Origin of the sequence: Streptomyces misionensis, assembly GCF_900104815.1 — a bacterium.
Taxonomy (GTDB): Bacteria; Actinomycetota; Actinomycetes; order Streptomycetales; family Streptomycetaceae; genus Streptomyces; species Streptomyces misionensis.
Genome location: NZ_FNTD01000004.1, coordinates 4,105,381 through 4,121,153 on the forward strand (window position 1 = coordinate 4,105,381; position 15,773 = coordinate 4,121,153).

15 protein-coding genes are annotated in these 15,773 nt (G+C 72.3%); 5 read left to right on the forward strand and 10 right to left on the reverse strand.

Annotated elements, in window-relative coordinates; all coding sequences use genetic code 11:
• Positions 1–26: 26 nt before the first annotated feature.
• Entirely contained in the window at positions 27–1,787 is a 1,761-nt protein-coding gene (locus tag BLW85_RS20230; RefSeq protein WP_107409149.1) for an SDR family oxidoreductase, read from the reverse strand.
• A complete protein-coding gene (locus BLW85_RS20235; RefSeq protein WP_074992786.1) occupies positions 1,784–2,626 on the reverse strand; it encodes a M24 family metallopeptidase in 843 nt (280 codons plus the stop codon). The genes BLW85_RS20230 and BLW85_RS20235 overlap by 4 nt, the downstream gene beginning before the upstream one ends.
• Before the next feature lie 247 nt (positions 2,627–2,873).
• Between BLW85_RS20235 and BLW85_RS20240 the strand changes: the two genes are divergently transcribed.
• The 5 genes from BLW85_RS20240 (at position 2,874) to BLW85_RS20260 (ending at position 6,696) form a co-directional block, all read left to right on the forward strand.
• Entirely contained in the window at positions 2,874–3,845 is a 972-nt protein-coding gene (locus tag BLW85_RS20240; protein ID WP_074992787.1) for an ABC transporter ATP-binding protein, read from the forward strand.
• Positions 3,835–4,734 carry a hypothetical protein gene (locus BLW85_RS20245; protein ID WP_070028800.1) on the forward strand — a complete coding sequence of 300 codons (900 nt, stop codon included), beginning with the start codon at positions 3,835–3,837 and terminating at the stop codon, positions 4,732–4,734. Before BLW85_RS20240 ends, BLW85_RS20245 begins: the two co-directional genes overlap by 11 nt.
• The gene (locus BLW85_RS20250) at positions 4,731–5,642 is read left to right on the forward strand and encodes an ABC transporter ATP-binding protein (RefSeq protein WP_070028799.1); all 912 of its coding nucleotides are present in this window, start codon (positions 4,731–4,733) and stop codon (positions 5,640–5,642) included. The genes BLW85_RS20245 and BLW85_RS20250 overlap by 4 nt, the downstream gene beginning before the upstream one ends.
• A 10-nt stretch (positions 5,643–5,652) precedes the next feature.
• Positions 5,653–6,372, forward strand: coding sequence for an ABC transporter permease subunit (locus BLW85_RS20255; protein WP_070028798.1), 720 nt, complete (start codon positions 5,653–5,655; stop codon positions 6,370–6,372).
• An 81-nt stretch (positions 6,373–6,453) separates the two neighbouring features.
• Positions 6,454–6,696 (forward strand): SGM_3592 family protein, encoded by a 243-nt coding sequence (locus BLW85_RS20260; RefSeq protein ID WP_070028797.1) that lies wholly within the window; start codon positions 6,454–6,456, stop codon positions 6,694–6,696.
• 76 nt (positions 6,697–6,772) lie between these two features.
• Here the strand turns inward: BLW85_RS20260 and BLW85_RS20265 are convergent, their stop codons facing one another.
• The 8 genes from BLW85_RS20265 to BLW85_RS20300 all read right to left on the reverse strand — a co-directional run bounded on the left by BLW85_RS20265 (position 6,773) and on the right by BLW85_RS20300 (position 15,651).
• Positions 6,773–7,570, reverse strand: coding sequence for an HAD family hydrolase (locus tag BLW85_RS20265; protein ID WP_070028796.1), 798 nt, complete (start codon positions 7,568–7,570; stop codon positions 6,773–6,775).
• Positions 7,567–8,844: a serine--tRNA ligase gene (serS, locus tag BLW85_RS20270; RefSeq protein ID WP_070028795.1), complete on the reverse strand. Its 1,278-nt coding sequence runs from the start codon at positions 8,842–8,844 to the stop codon at positions 7,567–7,569. The genes BLW85_RS20265 and serS overlap by 4 nt, the downstream gene beginning before the upstream one ends.
• A gap of 540 nt (positions 8,845–9,384) precedes the next feature.
• Complete coding sequence (gene pheA / locus BLW85_RS20275; protein ID WP_070028794.1) at positions 9,385–10,317, reverse strand: prephenate dehydratase; 933 nt, start codon at positions 10,315–10,317, stop codon at positions 9,385–9,387.
• A gap of 145 nt (positions 10,318–10,462) precedes the next feature.
• Positions 10,463–11,743 (reverse strand): iron uptake transporter deferrochelatase/peroxidase subunit, encoded by a 1,281-nt coding sequence (gene efeB, locus BLW85_RS20280; RefSeq protein WP_074992788.1) that lies wholly within the window; start codon positions 11,741–11,743, stop codon positions 10,463–10,465.
• Between the two features lie 8 nt (positions 11,744–11,751).
• Positions 11,752–13,674 (reverse strand): copper resistance CopC/CopD family protein, encoded by a 1,923-nt coding sequence (locus BLW85_RS20285; RefSeq protein ID WP_074992789.1) that lies wholly within the window; start codon positions 13,672–13,674, stop codon positions 11,752–11,754.
• A 13-nt stretch (positions 13,675–13,687) separates the two neighbouring features.
• Entirely contained in the window at positions 13,688–14,149 is a 462-nt protein-coding gene (locus BLW85_RS20290; RefSeq protein ID WP_074992790.1) for a copper chaperone PCu(A)C, read from the reverse strand.
• Positions 14,146–14,805, reverse strand: coding sequence for an SCO family protein (locus tag BLW85_RS20295; protein WP_070028790.1), 660 nt, complete (start codon positions 14,803–14,805; stop codon positions 14,146–14,148). Before BLW85_RS20295 ends, BLW85_RS20290 begins: the two co-directional genes overlap by 4 nt.
• Before the next feature lie 102 nt (positions 14,806–14,907).
• Positions 14,908–15,651, reverse strand: coding sequence for a YcnI family copper-binding membrane protein (locus BLW85_RS20300; RefSeq protein WP_074992791.1), 744 nt, complete (start codon positions 15,649–15,651; stop codon positions 14,908–14,910).
• Positions 15,652–15,773 lie beyond the last annotated feature (122 nt).

Below are 15,773 nucleotides of genomic sequence, written 5' to 3' on the forward strand. Positions count from 1 at the left end.
CGGCGCGCTCCCCGCGACCACCCGTCTCACACCTTCGGCTCCACCCGCGCCAGCCGTCGCAGCGCCCCCGGCAGCACCCGCGACAAGGCGTGCGCCACCCGTGACTCCGGGGTCACCGGCACCAGCGGCTTGTTGTCCGCGATCGCGTCCAGGACGGCGGAGGCCACCTTCTCCGGCGGGTAGTTGCGCAGGCCGTACAGGCGGGCCGAGTTCTTCCGGCGGCGGGCCTCCTCCTCCGCGTCGACACCGGCGAAGCGGGCCGTGGAGGTGATGCCGGTGTTGACGATGCCGGGGCAGATCGCCGTCACGCCGATGGACCGCGAGGCGAGTTCCGCGCGCAGGCACTCCGACAGCATCAGGACCGCCGCCTTGGAGGTGCTGTAGGCGGGCAGGATCCGGGACGGCTGGTAGGCGGCCGCCGACGCGATGTTGACGATGTGGCCGCCCTGTCCGCGCTCGGCCATCCGCGCCCCGAAGAGCCGGCAGCCGTGGATCACGCCCCACAGGTTGACGTCGAGGACGGTGCGCCAGTCCTCGGTCGTCGTGTCGAAGAAGGAGCCGGACAGACCGATGCCGGCGTTGTTGACCAGCACGTCCAGCACGCCGTACGCACGGTGCACCCGCTCGGCGAGCTTCTCCATGGCCTGCTCGTCGGAGACGTCCGCCGTCTCCGCCCAGGCCTCGGGCGCGCCGATCAGCCGGGCCAGTTCGGCGGTGCGGGCCGCGGCCTCCGCGTCCCGGTCGACGGCGATCAGCCGCGCGCCCGCCTCCGCGAACGCGAACGCCGTCGCCCGCCCGATCCCGCCGCCCGCGCCGGTGATCAGCACCAGCTGCCCGGCGAACCGGGCGGCGTGCGCGCCGGTGGCGGTCACCGGCGCGGGGCGGCCGCCCTCGACGGACATCACGAACTCCTCGATCCACGCGGTCAGCTGGTCGGGCCGGGTGCGCGGGACCCAGTGCTTCGCCGCGATCGTGCGCCGGGTCAGCCGGGGCACCCACCGCTCCAGGTCGTCGTAGAGCCGCGCGGAGAGGAACGCGTCACCCTCGGGGACGATCAGCTGCACCGGCGCGTGCGCGTGGGCGTCCGGCCGGGGCCGGCGCAGCCGGGCGCGCACGTTGTCCCGGTACAGCCAGGCGCCGTGGGCCGCGTCGGAGGACAGGGAGGGGGTCGGGTAGTCGCCGCCGGAGACCTGTTCGGTCTTCTCCAGGATCCGCGGCCAGCGCTTGCCGAGCGGGCCGCGCCAGGCCAGCTCCGGCAGGGCCGGGGTGTGCAGCATGCCCACGTACCAGGACTTGGCGCCCTGCCCGAGGAGCTGGCCCACGCGGCGGGGCGTCGGGCGCCTGAGGCGGTCGTTGATCCAGTGCCCGAAGTGGTCCAGGGACGGCCCGGAGACGGAGGTGAAGGAGGCGATGCGGCCCTCGGTGCGGGCGACCGTGACGAACTCCCAGGACTGCACCGAGCCCCAGTCGTGGCCGACCAGGTGCACCGGTCGGTCCGGGCTGACCTCGTCCACGACGGCCAGGAAGTCGTCGGTGAGCTTGGCGAGGGTGAAGCCGCCGCGCAGCGGCTTCGGCGCCGTGGAGCGGCCGTGGCCCCGGACGTCGTAGAGGACCACGTGGAAGCGGTCCGCGAGGCGCGGGGCGATCTCGGACCACACCTCCTTGTTGTCCGGGTAGCCGTGCACCAGGACCACCGTCGGCTGCCGCGGGTCGCCGAGTTCGGCCACGCTGAGCTGGATCCCGCCGGTCCGTACCGTGCGCTCGCGCGCGTCCTTCAGGGTCGTCACTTCTCCTCCGCCCAGCGCCGCACGTGCGGCAGATCGTCGTCCAGCCAGAAGGCGCTCTCCTCGGGGTCCTTCGAGTCGGTGACCACGAGGATCTCCTCGAACTTCGCGCCGGTGCCCCGGAAACCGAGGTGGGGTTCGACCGCCCACAGGCCCGGCCGCGGCGGGTGGTCCGAGAAGCGGTACGGCGACCACAGGGGCGACCAGCCCTCGCGGTGGCCGTGCAGCGCGTCCGAGAACAGGCCCTTCAGGGACTGCGTGCCGAAGCCGAACAGCTGGGGCGCCCAGCGACGCTCCTTCACCCGGTCCACCTTGTGGGCGATCACCCCGAAGGGGTAGGCGCGGTGCCGGTTGGCGTAGCCCTGGCGGACCATCAGCCGGTCCACGTCCTCGTAGATCTCGCGCAGGGAGCGCCGCTCGCGCACCTCGCCCAGGATCAGCTCCCGGTGCGCCTCCAGATCGGCCAGCAGCCGGTCCTGCACCGGGTTCGCTCCCAGGGAGCCCGCGTAGCCGATGTCCGCCGTGTATCCCTCGTGGACCGGGGCCATGTCCAGGATGAACGGCATCCCGGGCGCCAGCTCGCGGTCGGTGGGGAAGAACTGGAGCGGGACGCGGAAATCCACGAACGCCGTACGGTCCCCGAACCAGGCGAACGGCAGGTGGAACCAGTCCCGCACCCCGCGCTCGCGCAGCCATTCCCGCTGCATCCGCGCCGCCTCGCGCTCGGTCACCCCTGGCTCCAGCCGGGCCGCGACCGCCTCCGCGCACTCGTAGGCGAGGCGCTGCACCCGCCTGAATCCCCGCAGCTCCACGGGGAGTTCGCTGCTCACTGCCGTCGTCATGCCGCCTCGTCCCGTTGTCCGGCCGACTCGCCTGTCGGCTGCGGTACGCGTCCGTAACTTGACGTACGTGAATCTCGCAGTTGTTAGAGGTGGCGTCAATAGGCGGGAGTGCGGGCCCCGGAGGGACTCCGGACGGCCCTGAGGCAGGGCGCCCCCTAGGGATGCGTAATACCTGGGGCTGACCCCAAGACGGCTCTGTGGTCTGACGACCGGCGTGGCCGGGATCACTAACGTCGGGTGGGTGACTGTGATCGCGACCGAAAGCCTGAGCAAGCGGTTCCCCCGGGTGACCGCGCTCGACCGGCTGTCCGTGGACATCGGGGCCGGTGTGACCGGACTCGTCGGGGCCAACGGCGCCGGCAAGTCCACCCTGATCAAGATCCTGCTGGGGCTGTCCCCCGCCACCGAGGGCAGCGCCCGGGTGCTCGGACTGGACATCGCCACCGAGGGCGCCGCCATCCGCGAGCGCGTCGGCTACATGCCCGAGCACGACTGCCTGCCGCCGGACGTCTCGGCCACCGAGTTCGTCGTGCACATGGCGCGGATGTCGGGGCTGCCGCCCACCGCCGCGCGCGAGCGCACCGCGGACATCCTGCGCCACGTCGGCCTCTACGAGGAGCGCTACCGCCCCATCGGCGGTTACTCCACCGGCATGAAGCAGCGTGTGAAGCTCGCGCAGGCCCTGGTGCACGACCCCAAGCTGGTCTTCCTGGACGAGCCGACCAACGGCCTCGACCCGGTCGGCCGGGACGAGATGCTCGGCCTGATCCGCCGGGTCCACTCCGACTTCGGCATCTCCGTCCTGGTCACCTCGCACCTGCTGGGCGAGCTGGAGCGGACCTGCGAGCACGTGGTCGTCATCGACGGCGGCAAACTGCTGCGCTCCAGCTCCACCACCGACTTCACCCAGACCACGACCACTCTCGCGATCGAGGTCACCGACAGCGACGCCCACCCCGACGGCACCCGGGCGGTGCGCGAGGCGCTGGCCGCGCGCGGGGTGGAGGTCGCCCACGAGGGCGCGGGCCTGCCCGGCGCGGGCCACATCCTGCTGCTCACCGCGGCCGGCGAGCAGACGTACGACCTGGTGCGCGACGTGGTCGCCGACCTCGGGCTCGGACTGATCCGGATGGAGCAGCGCCGGCACCACATCGCCGAGGTGTTCACGGCCGGCGGCGCCGACGAGCAGCGGAAGGAGGCCGTCGGTCATGGCGGTTGAGCAGCCCCTCACGGGCGAGACGACCCGTATCCACGACATCGGCTACCGCGGTTACGACGGCCCGCGCCTCGGCCGCGCCTACGCCCGCCGCTCCCTGTACTCGCAGTCCCTGCGCGGCGCCTACGGCCTCGGCCGCTCGGTGAAGTCCAAGGTGCTGCCGATGCTGCTGTTCGCGGTGATGTGCGTGCCCGCCGCCATCATGGTGGCCGTCGCCGTCGCCACCAAGGCGCACGAACTGCCGGTCGGCTACACCCGCTACGCGATCATGATGCAGGCCGTGATCAGCCTGTACGTCGCCTCGCAGGCGCCCCAGGCCGTCTCGCGCGACCTGCGCTTCAAGACGGTGCCGCTGTACTTCTCGCGGCCCATCGAGACCGCCGACTACGTCCGCGCCAAGTTCGCCGCGCTCGCCTCGGCGATCTTCATCCTCACCGCCGCCCCCCTGCTGGTGATGTACGTGGGGGCGCTGCTGTCCAAGCTGGGCTTCGCCCACCAGACGAAGGAATTCGCCGAGGGACTGGTCTCCGTGGCCCTGCTCTCCCTGCTCTTCGCCGGCATCGGCCTGGTCATCGCCGCCGTCACCCCGCGCCGCGGCTTCGGCATCGCCGCCGTGATCGCCGTACTGGTCATCTCCTACGGGGCGGTGTCCACCCTCCAGGCCATCGCCAGCACGCAGGGGCATGACGGCGCCGTCCCGTGGATCGGCCTGTTCTCGCCGGTCACCCTGATCGACGGCGTCCAGTCCGCCTTCCTGGGCGCGACCACCCGGGCCCCCGGCGGGGTCGCCCCCTCGACCGGGGAGGGCGCGGTCGCCGCCCTCGTCACCCTCGCACTGATCGCCGGCAGCTACGGCCTGCTGCTGCGCCGCTACAAGAAGGTGGGACTGTGACGACCCTCAGCATCGACCACGTCTCGCGCTGGTTCGGCAACGTGGTCGCCGTCAACGACATCACCATGACCATCGGCCCCGGGGTGACCGGTCTGCTCGGCCCGAACGGCGCCGGGAAGTCCACCCTGATCAACATGATGGGCGGCTTCCTCGCCCCGTCCACGGGCACCGTCACCCTCGACGGGCAGCCGGTGTGGCGCAACGAGCAGATCTACCGGCACATCGGCATCGTCCCCGAGCGGGAGGCGATGTACGACTTCCTCACCGGACGCGAGTTCGTCGTCGCCAACGCCGAGCTGCACGGCCTCGGCGACAAGGCCGCCCAGCGGGCCCTCGCCACGGTCGAGATGGAGTACGCCCAGGACCGCAGGATCGCCACCTACTCCAAGGGCATGCGCCAGCGCGTGAAGATGGCGAGCGCCCTGGTGCACGACCCGTCGCTGCTGCTGCTGGACGAGCCGTTCAACGGCATGGACCCGCGCCAGCGCATGCAGCTGATGGACCTGCTGCGCAGGATGGGCGACGAGGGCCGCACCGTGCTGTTCTCCTCGCACATCCTCGAAGAGGTCGAGCAGCTCGCCCGGCACATCGAGGTCGTCGTCGCCGGACGGCACGCGGCCAGCGGCGACTACCGCAAGATCCGCCGGCTGATGACCGACCGGCCGCACCGCTACCTGGTGCGCTCCAGCGACGACCGCGCCCTCGCGGCCGCGCTGATCGCCGATCCGTCCACCTCCGGCATCGAGGTCGACCACGCCGAGGGCGCGCTGCGCGTCCAGGCCGTCGACTTCGGCCGCTTCACCACCCTGCTGCCGAAGGTCGCCAGGGACCACGGCATCCGGCTGCTCACGGTCTCGCCGTCGGACGAGTCCCTGGAGTCCGTCTTCTCGTACCTGGTCGCGGCGTAGGAGGCCGAAGATGTACGACCCCACCGTCGCCCGGCTCACCTACCGGGCCCTGCTCGGCCGTCGCCGGGCCCTCATCCTCGGCGCGCTGCCGCTGCTGCTCATCGTGATCTCCGTGGCCGTCCGCGCCCTCAGCGGCGCCGACGACCAGACGGCCGCCGACGTGCTCGGCGGGTTCGCCATCGCCACGATGGTGCCGATCATCGGCGTCATCGCGGGCACGGGCGCCATCGGCCCGGAGATCGACGACGGCTCCGTCGTCTACCTGCTGGCCAAGCCGCTGAAGCGGCCGACGATCATCTTCACCAAGCTGATCGTGGCCATCGCCGTGACCATGGTGTTCTCGGCGGTGCCGACGATGATCGCCGGGCTGATCCTGAACGGCAACGGCCAGCAGGTCGCCGTCGCCTACACGATCGCCGCGCTGGTCGCCTCCATCGCCTACTCGGCGCTGTTCCTGCTGCTCGGCACGGTCTCGCGGCACGCCGTGGTCTTCGGCCTGGTGTACGCGCTGGTCTGGGAGGCGCTGTTCGGCTCCCTGGTGCCCGGGGCGCGCACGCTGAGCGTCCAGCAGTGGTCGCTGGCCGTCGCGCACAAGGTGGCCGGGGGCGACCTGATCACGTCCGACGTCGGCCTGACCACGGCCGTCGTGCTGCTGGTGGCGGTGACGGTGCTGGCCACCTGGTACGCCGGCCAGAAGCTGCGGTCGCTGAAGCTCGCCGGGGAGGAGTGAGTACCCCGCCGCCCTCTTGACGGGGACTTCATCCCCGTCCGGGCACACTGGGCAAACCGGACGTATGTGAGGAGGCCGGGGATGGCGGAGGAGACGCCGGGCGGGGGCGGGGGGTTCGAGGGGGACGCCTTTGAGGGGCTGGTCCTGGACGAGGCCTTCGTCCGTGCCGCGGAGGCCTCCGAGCCGTCCGCCCGGGCGCGGATGCTGGCCGCGCGTTGGCGCGCCGAGGCCCCCGAGCCCCAGCCGTGGCGCTCGGACCAGCCGCCCGCGGGGTGGTTCTTCAGCAAGGCGAGGCGTCGGCGCAGGCGCAGAAGGGGCGACTGAGGCGCCCCGCGGATGACGCGAGGCGCATCGCCGTGCGCGACCGGCCGTGGCGGCGGCCCCTGTGGGGGCCGGGCCGTCATCCCAGCAGGGTCTCCAGGACCGCCGCGATGCCGTCCTCCTCGTTGGAGGTCGTCACCTCGTCGGCCACCGCCTTGACCTCCTCGTGGGCGTTGGCCATGGCCACGCCCCGGGATGCCCAGGCGAACATGGGGATGTCGTTCGGCATGTCGCCGAAGGCGATCGTGTCCGCGGCCCGCAGGCCGAGACGGCGCGCGGCCAGCGAGAGACCCGTGGCCTTGGACAGGCCGAGCGGCAGGAGTTCCACGATCCCCGCGCCGGCCATGGCGACGCTGACGAACCCGCCCGCCGCCTGGCGCGCGGCCTGGGCCAGCTCGTCGTCCCCGAGCGTCGGATGCTGTATGTAGATCTTGTTCAGCGGGGCGGCCCAGAGATCGGACGCGTCCGTGAAGGGTACGGCGGGCAGCGGGCCCGCGACCGCGTACCCCGGGCCCACGAGCACCTCGCCGTCCAGCCCGTCCCGGCTGGCCGCCAGATGCAGCGGGCCGACCTCCGCCTCGATCTTGGCGAGGGCGACCCCGGCCAGCTGCCGGTCCAGGGTGACCGAGGTCAGCAGGCGGTGCGCGCCCGCGTCGTAGACCTGAGCGCCCTGGCCGCAGACGGCGAGGCCGTCGTAGCCGAGGTCGTCCAGGACGTGCCGGGTCCAGGGGACGGCCCGGCCGGTGACGACGATGTGGGCCGCGCCCGCCGCGGTGGCCGCGGCGAGCGCGTCACGGGTGCGCTGGGAGACGGATCCGTCGGAGCGCAGCAGCGTCCCGTCGAGGTCGGTGGCGACGATCCCGTAGGGGAAGCTCACTTGGCCACCGGCTCCAGGACCTCCCGGCCGCCCAGGTAGGGGCGCAGCACCTCGGGGACCCGGACGGAGCCGTCGGCCTGCTGGTGGTTCTCCAGGATCGCCACGATGGTGCGCGGTACGGCGCACAGCGTGCCGTTGAGCGTGGCGAGCGGCTTGACCTGCTTGCCGTCGCGGACCCGGATGGACAGCCGGCGGGACTGGAACTCGGTGCAGTCCGAGGTCGAGGTCAGCTCGCGGTACTTGCCCTGGGTCGGGATCCACGCCTCGCAGTCGAACTTGCGGGCGGCCGAGGAGCCGAGGTCACCGGAGGCGACGTCGATCACCCGGAACGGCAGCTCCAGCGAGGTCAGCCACTGCTTCTCCCAGTCCAGCAGGCGCTGGTGCTCCGCCTGGGAGTCCTCCGGGGCGACGTACGAGAACATCTCGACCTTGTCGAACTGGTGGACGCGGAAGATGCCCCGGGTGTCCTTGCCGTGCGAGCCGGCCTCGCGGCGGAAGCAGGGCGAGAAGCCCGCGTACCGCAGCGGCAGCTTGTCGGCGTCGATGATCTCGTCCATGTGGTAGGCCGCGAGCGCCACCTCGGAGGTGCCGACCAGGTACAGGTCGTCCTTGTCCAGGTGGTAGACGTCCTGCGCGGCCTGGCCGAGGAAGCCGGTGCCGGCCATGGACTGCGGGCGGACCAGCGCCGGGGTGAGCATCGGGGTGAAGCCGGCCGCGGTGGCCTGGGCCATCGCCGCGTTCACCAGGGCCAGCTCCAGCAGGGCGCCGACGCCGGTGAGGAAGTAGAAGCGGGAGCCGGAGACCTTGGCGCCGCGCTCGACGTCGATCGCGCCGAGCCGCTGGCCCAGCTCCAGGTGGTCCTTGGGCTCGAAGCCCTCGGCGCCGAAGTCGCGGATGGTGCCGTGCGTCTCCAGGGTGACGAAGTCCTCCTCGCCGCCGACCGGGACGTCGGGGTGGACGAGGTTGCCGAGCCGGAGCAGCAGCTCCTGGGTCTCGGCGTCGGCCGCGTCGCGCTCGGCGTCGGCGGCCTTGACGTCGGCCTTCAGCTGCTCGGCGCGCTTGAGCAGTTCGGCCTTCTCGTCACCGGTGGCCTTGGGGATCTGCTTGCCGAGCTGCTTCTGCTCGGCGCGCAGTTCGTCGAAGCGGACGCCGGAGGACCTGCGCCGCTCGTCGGCAGACAGGAGGGAGTCGACGAGCGCGACGTCCTCTCCACGGGCGCGCTGGGACGCGCGCACACGGTCGGGGTCCTCACGGAGCAGGCGAAGGTCAATCACAGGGCCAAGGCTACCGGTGCCGGGTTGTCGCTCACGAATCACTATTCCGGCGCGCTTGGATTTGCGGCTTACGGTGCGTTATGCGCTAATTGCCAGCCGTGTCAAGGGAAAGTGTCTCACTCCCTGGGACGGGGCAGGCCACGGGCGCCCTGTTGACCGGATTTCCTTGTGGAGAACGGGATTTGGGGGCCCGGTTGTCCACAGAAATCCACACCCTCGGAAGAGTTATCCACAGGGTGTGGGGAAGAGCTGTGGATGCTGGAATTGATCACTCCGGAACTCTCCGGGGCGATGAGTGGGCGTGCAGAATTCCTCGGTCAAAGTGGATCGAGACCCACTTTCGGGTGGAAAACGGTCGTCCTAAAAGATGAACCGAAGGAAACGGGTGGACGAAGAGCGAGTCAGGTGATGGTTGCCCCGTCTGGGCGCCGTGGGGCGATTTGTCGACTGGATCACCCCGTGCTGTCGACTTGTCCCCAGGTCGAGAAGGGTACCTGTGGATAACTCCTGTGGATAACGATGATACGCAGGTAGGACTGGCTAGAAGCGACCGTCCTGGCAGCGCGCCACCCAGTCCGCCGCTCGCATGAACTCCTCGTCCGAGGTCCCGGTCTGCGCGGGCCCGGCCTCCCCCGGCTCCATGTCGGCGCGCGGGTACGAGCCGAGGAAGCGCACATCGCGGCAGATCCGCTTCAGGCCGGTCAGCGCCTCCGCCATCCGCCGGTCCGAGATGTGGCCCTCGGCGTCCACGCAGAAGCAGTAGTTGCCGATCCCGGCGCCGGTCGGCCGGGACTGGAGCAGCATCAGGTTGATGCCGCGCGAGGCGAACTCGCCGAGCAGGTCGCGCAGTCCGCCGGGGTGGTCGGCGCGCTGCCAGAGCACCACCGAGGTCTTGTCGGCGCCGGTCCGGGCGGCGGGCCGGGCCGGGCGGCCGACCAGCACGAACCGGGTCTGCGCGTTCTCCGCGTCGTGGATCCCGGTCTCCAGGGCCTCGAGGCCGTACCGGGCGGCGGCGAACTCGCCGGCGAAGGCGGCGTCGTAGCGGCCCTCCTGGACCAGCCGGGCGGCGTCCGCGTTGGAGGCCGCCGACTCCCAGACGGCGTCCGGGAGGTTGGCCTTGAGCCAGTTGCGCACCTGCGGCTGGGCCGCGGGGTGGGCGGAGACCGTCTTGATGTCCGCGAGCTGCGTACCCGGCCGGACCAGCAGCGCGAAGGTGATGGAGAGCAGCACCTCGCGGTAGATCGTCAGCGGCTCGCCCGCGACCAGACCGTCCAGGGTGGCGGTGATGCCGCCCTCGACCGAGTTCTCGATCGGCACGAACGCCGCCTCGGCCTCGCCGGCCCGCACCGCGTCCAGCGCGGACTGCACCGACACGTACGGGGTCAGCTCCCGGGTGGCCGCCTCCGGCAGCGTCCGCAGGGCCACCTCGGTGAAGGTGCCCTCCGGGCCGAGATACGCATAGCTCGCTGGCATGGTCCTCACCCTAATGGCCGTCGGCCGTCCTGGCTCAGCCGTCTCATGACAGCCACTCGACCGGGTGGTTTGATCCCGGAAAGTCCGCAGAGCGCACAGGGCGTCGGCTAAAGGGTCGGGTCCGCCGGCAGCCCGGTGTCCGGCCTCAGCCCTCCAGCAGCCGCTGCCCCACGTACTCGCCCTTCGCGGCCCCGCCCGGCACCGCGAACAGCGCGCTCGCCTCGTGCCGGATGAACCGCGACAGCGCGTCGCCGCGGTCGAGCTTGCGCTGCACCGGCACGAAGCCCCGCAGCGGATCGGCCTGCCAGCAGACGAAGAGCAGACCGGCGTCCGGCGTACCGTCCGCGTCGAAGCCGTCGTGGTACGAGAACGGGCGCCGCAGCATGGCCGCCCCGCCGTTCTTGTCCGGCCGGGTGATCCGCGCGTGCGCGGTGAGCGGGATCACGTACTCGCCCCGGGCGTCGGTCTTGTCCAGCTCCATCGGGCTGGTCTCCCCGCCCCCGGTCAGCGGCGCCCCGTCCGCCTTGCGGCGCCCGATGACCTGCTCCTGGGCGGTCTGCGACAGCTTCTCCCAGTCGTCCAGCAGCATCCGGATCCGGCGTACGACGGCGTAGGAGCCGTGCGCCATCCACGCGGGCTCCCCCGAGGCGGGCACGAAGACCTGCTGCTCGAAGGCGGCGTCCGTCGGCTTCGGATTGCCGGTGCCGTCGATCTGGCCCATCAGGTTGCGGGCCGTCATCGGGTGGGCGGTGGCGCCCGGGGTGCGGTTGAAGCCGTTCATCTGCCAGCGCACCCGCGCGGCCGAACCGGCGTCCTTCTGGATCGCGCGCAGGGCGTGGAAGGCGACCAGGGCGTCGTTCGCGCCGATCTGCACGAACAGCTGGCCGTCGCTGCGCGCCTTGTCGAGGCGGTCGGAGGAGAAGGCCGGCAGCGGGTCGAGCGCGGTGGGCCGCTGCTTCTCCAGGCCGGTGCGGGAGAAGAAGTCGTGGCCGAAGCCGAAGGTGACGGTCAGCGAGGAGGGGCCCGCGTCGCGTGCCACGGCGGTGTCGTCGTGCGGCGCCGGCTCGCCCGCCATCAGCCGCTCGGCCGTCGCCGACCAGCGGCGCAGCAGGGCCGCCGCCTCCGTGCGGCCCGCGCCCGCCACCAGGTCGAAGGCGACGAGATGGCCGCACGCCTGGAGCCCCTCGGTGATGCCGGGCTGATGTTTCCCGTGAAACATCGCCCGGTCGGAGCCGACGGAGGTGAGCGGGGTGGCCTGGGCGGGCGCGGTGGCACGGCCGATGGCGCCGCCCGCCGCGCCGAGCACCAGTCCGGTGGCCCCCGCGGTGCCGAGCAGGGTGCGCCGGGAGACGCCGCCCGCCTCGGCGCGGGCCGCGTTCGCCGGGGCCTCGGGGGTGCGGGCCGCCGGGATGGACTGTTCGGTCATGGTCTGGTTCAGCCGATCTGCGCGTTCTTGGAGACGGTCACTTCGTCGATGTCGGAGGTGCGTACGGTGACGGCGACCTTCCAGTCGCCGGCCATCGGGATCTGCACCGAGTCCGCGGACCAGTGACCGGTGGTGATGTGCTCGGCGGTCACGGCGAGCGGGCCGATCTTCTTCGCCTCCAGGGTGAGGGCGACCTTCACCTCGGGGACGTCGAAGGGGCGGCCGTCGGGCTTGCGGACGAAGAGGTGCAGCTGGTTGGTGCCCGCGCGGGCGGGGTCGAGGTCGAGGGAGACCACGCCCTTGCCGTCGGCGCCGCCCGTGTCGAAGGGCAGGGTCAGGGAGCCGTTCGGGGCCGTCGTGGCGGTGCCGGCCGAGGTGGCGGCCCTGGCCTCCTGCTCGGTGCGGCCGGACTCGGTCTGCGTCAGCGCGGTGGTGACGGCGAGCAGGACGACGGCGACGGCGGCCTCGGCGAGCACCGAGCGGCGCAGCCCGTGGCGTCCCGTGTCCCCGTCGCGCAGCCGCTTGCGCCGGGCGGTGTCCATCGCGGCCCGCTGCCGGGCGAGCTGGGCGGCGCGCCGGGCGTCGCCGGGGTCCGCCGGGTGGTCCTCCGCCACGTTCGCGTCCTGTCCGGCGGCCGTCGAGGCGGCGACGCTCTCCTTCTCGGTCTCCGCCTCCTCGGCCGCCGCGCCGCCCGCGGCCCGGTCGGTGAGCCGTCCGGTCCAGCGCCGGGACGCCGAGGCGATGCCGACCATGAGCGCCACCAGGGCGATCTTGGCCAGCAGCAGCTGACCGTAGCGGGTGCCGGTGAAGGCGGACCAGGAGCCGAGCTGGCGCCAGGACTGGTAGACGCCGGTGACGACGAGGACGAGGACGGAGCCGAAGGCCAGCCGGGAGAAGCGCCGCACGGCCGCGGCCTCGACCGGCATCCCGGCGGGCGCCCGGTACAGGGCGACCAGGAGCGCGGTGAGCCCGCCCAGCCAGGCGGCGACGGCGAGCAGGTGGACGACGTCGACCGGCATGGCGATGCCCGGCTGGAGCCCCACCGAGGCGTGCTCGGACACCGCCCAGCTGGTCGCGAGTCCGGCCGCCACGACCACGCCCCCGATCCCCAGCCCGAAGGTCAGGTCCCGCTTCTCCGCGCCCTCCTCGCGCCGCTGGTAGGAGCCGAAGAGCACGGCGATGAACAGCGCGGCGGCGGCGAGCAGGAGCAGCCGGGAGACCAGCGCGGCGCCCGGCTTGGTCTGGAGCACCTGGCCGAGCAGTCCGAGATCGAAGACGTCGGCGAGCTTGCCGGTGGTGGTGTAGGAGCCGCGCAGCAGCAGCAGCCACAGGGTGGCCGCGGTCAGCGCCAGCCAGCCGCCGACCACCAGCCGTTGCAGGGCCCGAACGCCCGCGCCGCGCCGCCAGCAGACCAGTACGAAGGCGGTACCGCCCGCGAGCACGATGAAGCCGGCGTACGACACGTACCGCCCGAAGGCGTAGAGGCCGCCGACGATCCCGCCGCCCACGGCCGTCGCGGCGTCGGGGACCACGGTCTTCGAGGGTGCCCCGACGGAGAAGGTGTAGGCGCCGGCCACGGGGTGGCTGTCGGCGGAGACGACCTGGTAGGTGACCGTGTAGGTGCCCTGGCCCAGGCCGCTTTCGAGGTTCACGGCGTAGGTCGTGCCGCGCACGTTGGCGGGCGCGCCGGTCTGCACCGGTCTGCCCTTGGGGTCGAGGACCCGCAGGGAGCCCTCGTTCATCGCCACCTTCTCGGAGAAGGTGAGCGACACCCGGGCGGGCGGCTGTGCGACCACCACCCCCTGCGCGGGGTCGCTGCCGGTCAGCGCCGCGTGCGCGGAGGCCGGGCCGGCCCCCGCGAGCAGCGTGCCGGTGACGGCGAGGAGCAGCAGCAACAGGTTCCGCAGTCGGGGGGTGATGGTCCGGGTCACGGTGTCCCTTCCCTCAGTGGCCGGTCGACGGGTGGTACGTGGCGGACTCCACCGGCATCCGGACCGTGAGCGGCGCGGACGTGGCGAAGGTGAGCTTCAGGGTGACCGTCTGGCCCTGCTTCGGCTGGTGCCGGAGCTGCTCGAACATCAAGTGGTTGCCACCGCTCTTGAAGACGAGCCGGCCGTGGGCGGGTATGGGGAAGGAGGACTTCTCCCGCATCTCGCCGCCCACGGTGCTGTGCATGGTGATCCGACCGGCGGCGGCACTGGTCACCGAGGTCAGTTCGTCCTTCGCGGCGCCCTTGTTGGTGATCGTCAGGAAGCCGGCGGCCATGTCGGCGGAGACCGGCTGCGGCATGTACGACCCGCTCACCGACAGCTCGGCCTTCGCCGGCGCCGGCTTCGAGCAGCCCACGAGGGTGAGCGCGCCGGCGAGCGCGGCGGCCGTGGCGAGCACCGCGGGGCGACGGCTCACGGCTTGGCCCCCTCGACGAGCTTGGGCAGGTCCTTGATGTAGTCGTCGACCGTGGCTTCCTCGCCGATGAGCACGTAACCGCCGTTCGTCTTCGGCGAGAAGGCGACGACCTGGGTGCCGTGCACGGAGACGAGCTTGCCGTTCTTGTCCTTCGTCGTCGGCTCCACCGAGATGCCGACGGAGCGGGCGCCCGCCTGGACGGTCTTGAAGTCGCCGGTCAGGCCGATGAACCGGGGGTCGATGCCCTTGAGCCAGCTGCCGAGCGCGGCCGGCGTGTCCCGGCCGGGGTCGGTGGTGACGAAGACGACCCGCAGGTCGTCGCGCTGGGCCGGGGTCAGCGACTTCTGGGCGGCGACGGCGATGTTGCTCATCGTCGTCGGGCAGATGTCGGGGCAGTGCGTGTAGCCGAAGTAGAGCAGGGTCGGGTGGCCCTGGGTCTCCTTGCGGAGGTCGTACTTCTTGCCGTGGGTGTCGGTGAGCACCAGGCCGGGCTTGTCCCAGGGCTGGTCGAGGACGGTGGCGGGGCCGCTCTGGCCGGACTCCTGGGAGACCGCGGCGACCGGCGACCGGCCGTCGGAGTCCTGGCTGCCGCAGGCGGAGAGGGTCAGGGTGGCGGCGGCGAGCAGTGCGGCCGCGGCGAACGTCTTCTTGCGCATAGAAAAATGTCCCAGATGTGAGATCTCCGGCGCGCACCGGGGTCGTGCGGGGGCTTGCGAGAAGCCTGGCACGGCCCCGGCGCGCGCTGCGGAACGGTGGGCTCAGGCGGTGCGGCGGCGTCCGGCGAAGACGCCGTAGGCCACGCCCGCGGCGCCGACGACGATGCCGGCCACGCCGAGCACCCGGGCGGTGGTGTCACTGCCGCCGCCGGAGCCGGTGGCGGCGGTGCCGTCGGTCTTGTCGGCGGCGGCGCTCGCCGTGCCGTGCTCGCCGGCCGGGGCGGTCAGCTGGAGCACCGGGGCGGGGTTCTGCGGCTCGTCCTGGCCGGGCCGCGGTACCTCGATCCAGCGCACGACCTGCTTGTCGGAGTACGTCTGGAGCGCCTTGAACACCAGCTGGTCGGTGTTGTCGGGCAGGGCGCCGACGGAGAGCGGGAACTTCTGGAAGTAGCCGGGCTCGATGCCCTTGCCGTCGGCGGTCCAGGTGACCTTGGTGACGGCCTGGTCGATCGTCTCGCCGTGCACGGTCAGCGGCTTGGCCAGCTTGGCCTTGGTGACCTGGACGTGCCAGCCCGGCACCGGCTCGGCCATCACGGAGGCCAGCGGGTGGTCGGCCGGGAGACTGACCTCGACCTTGGTGGTCGAGGCGTCGTCCCGCTCGTTGGGGACCTTGAAGTCGACGACCGCGTAGCCGCCCTTGGCCGCGGCGCCCTCGGGCTGCACGGTCACGTGCGCGAAGGCGGGTGCGGACAGGGCGAGCACGGCGGTGCCGGCGACGGCGGCACCCGCGGCGAGCCGGGCGGCGGTACGACGGGTCGCGAGGGACGCGATGGGGAAAGCCTGCATGGCAGGAGCGCTCCATGGTGAGAGTTCCGGTGAGGAGAAACGGCGCGCGAGCGCGCGCGGACCGCGCGACGGCGGCCGCCTCCTCGGTTCCCGGAGCTGTCCCGGGGCATGGGGCGGGCGCG

Excerpts from the sequence above, each read along its gene's own strand:
- BLW85_RS20235 (WP_074992786.1), bottom strand. The coding sequence starts at position 2,626 with ATGACGACGGCAGTGAGCAGCGAACTCCCCGTGGAGCTGCGGGGATTC.
- BLW85_RS20245 (WP_070028800.1), top strand. The coding sequence starts at position 3,835 with ATGGCGGTTGAGCAGCCCCTCACGGGCGAGACGACCCGTATCCACGAC.
- BLW85_RS20255 (WP_070028798.1), top strand. The coding sequence starts at position 5,653 with ATGTACGACCCCACCGTCGCCCGGCTCACCTACCGGGCCCTGCTCGGC.
- BLW85_RS20260 (WP_070028797.1), top strand. The coding sequence starts at position 6,454 with ATGGCGGAGGAGACGCCGGGCGGGGGCGGGGGGTTCGAGGGGGACGCC.
- pheA (WP_070028794.1), bottom strand. The coding sequence starts at position 10,317 with ATGCCAGCGAGCTATGCGTATCTCGGCCCGGAGGGCACCTTCACCGAG.
- efeB (WP_074992788.1), bottom strand. The coding sequence starts at position 11,743 with ATGACCGAACAGTCCATCCCGGCGGCCCGCACCCCCGAGGCCCCGGCG.
- BLW85_RS20295 (WP_070028790.1), bottom strand. The coding sequence starts at position 14,805 with ATGCGCAAGAAGACGTTCGCCGCGGCCGCACTGCTCGCCGCCGCCACC.
- BLW85_RS20300 (WP_074992791.1), bottom strand. The coding sequence starts at position 15,651 with ATGCAGGCTTTCCCCATCGCGTCCCTCGCGACCCGTCGTACCGCCGCC.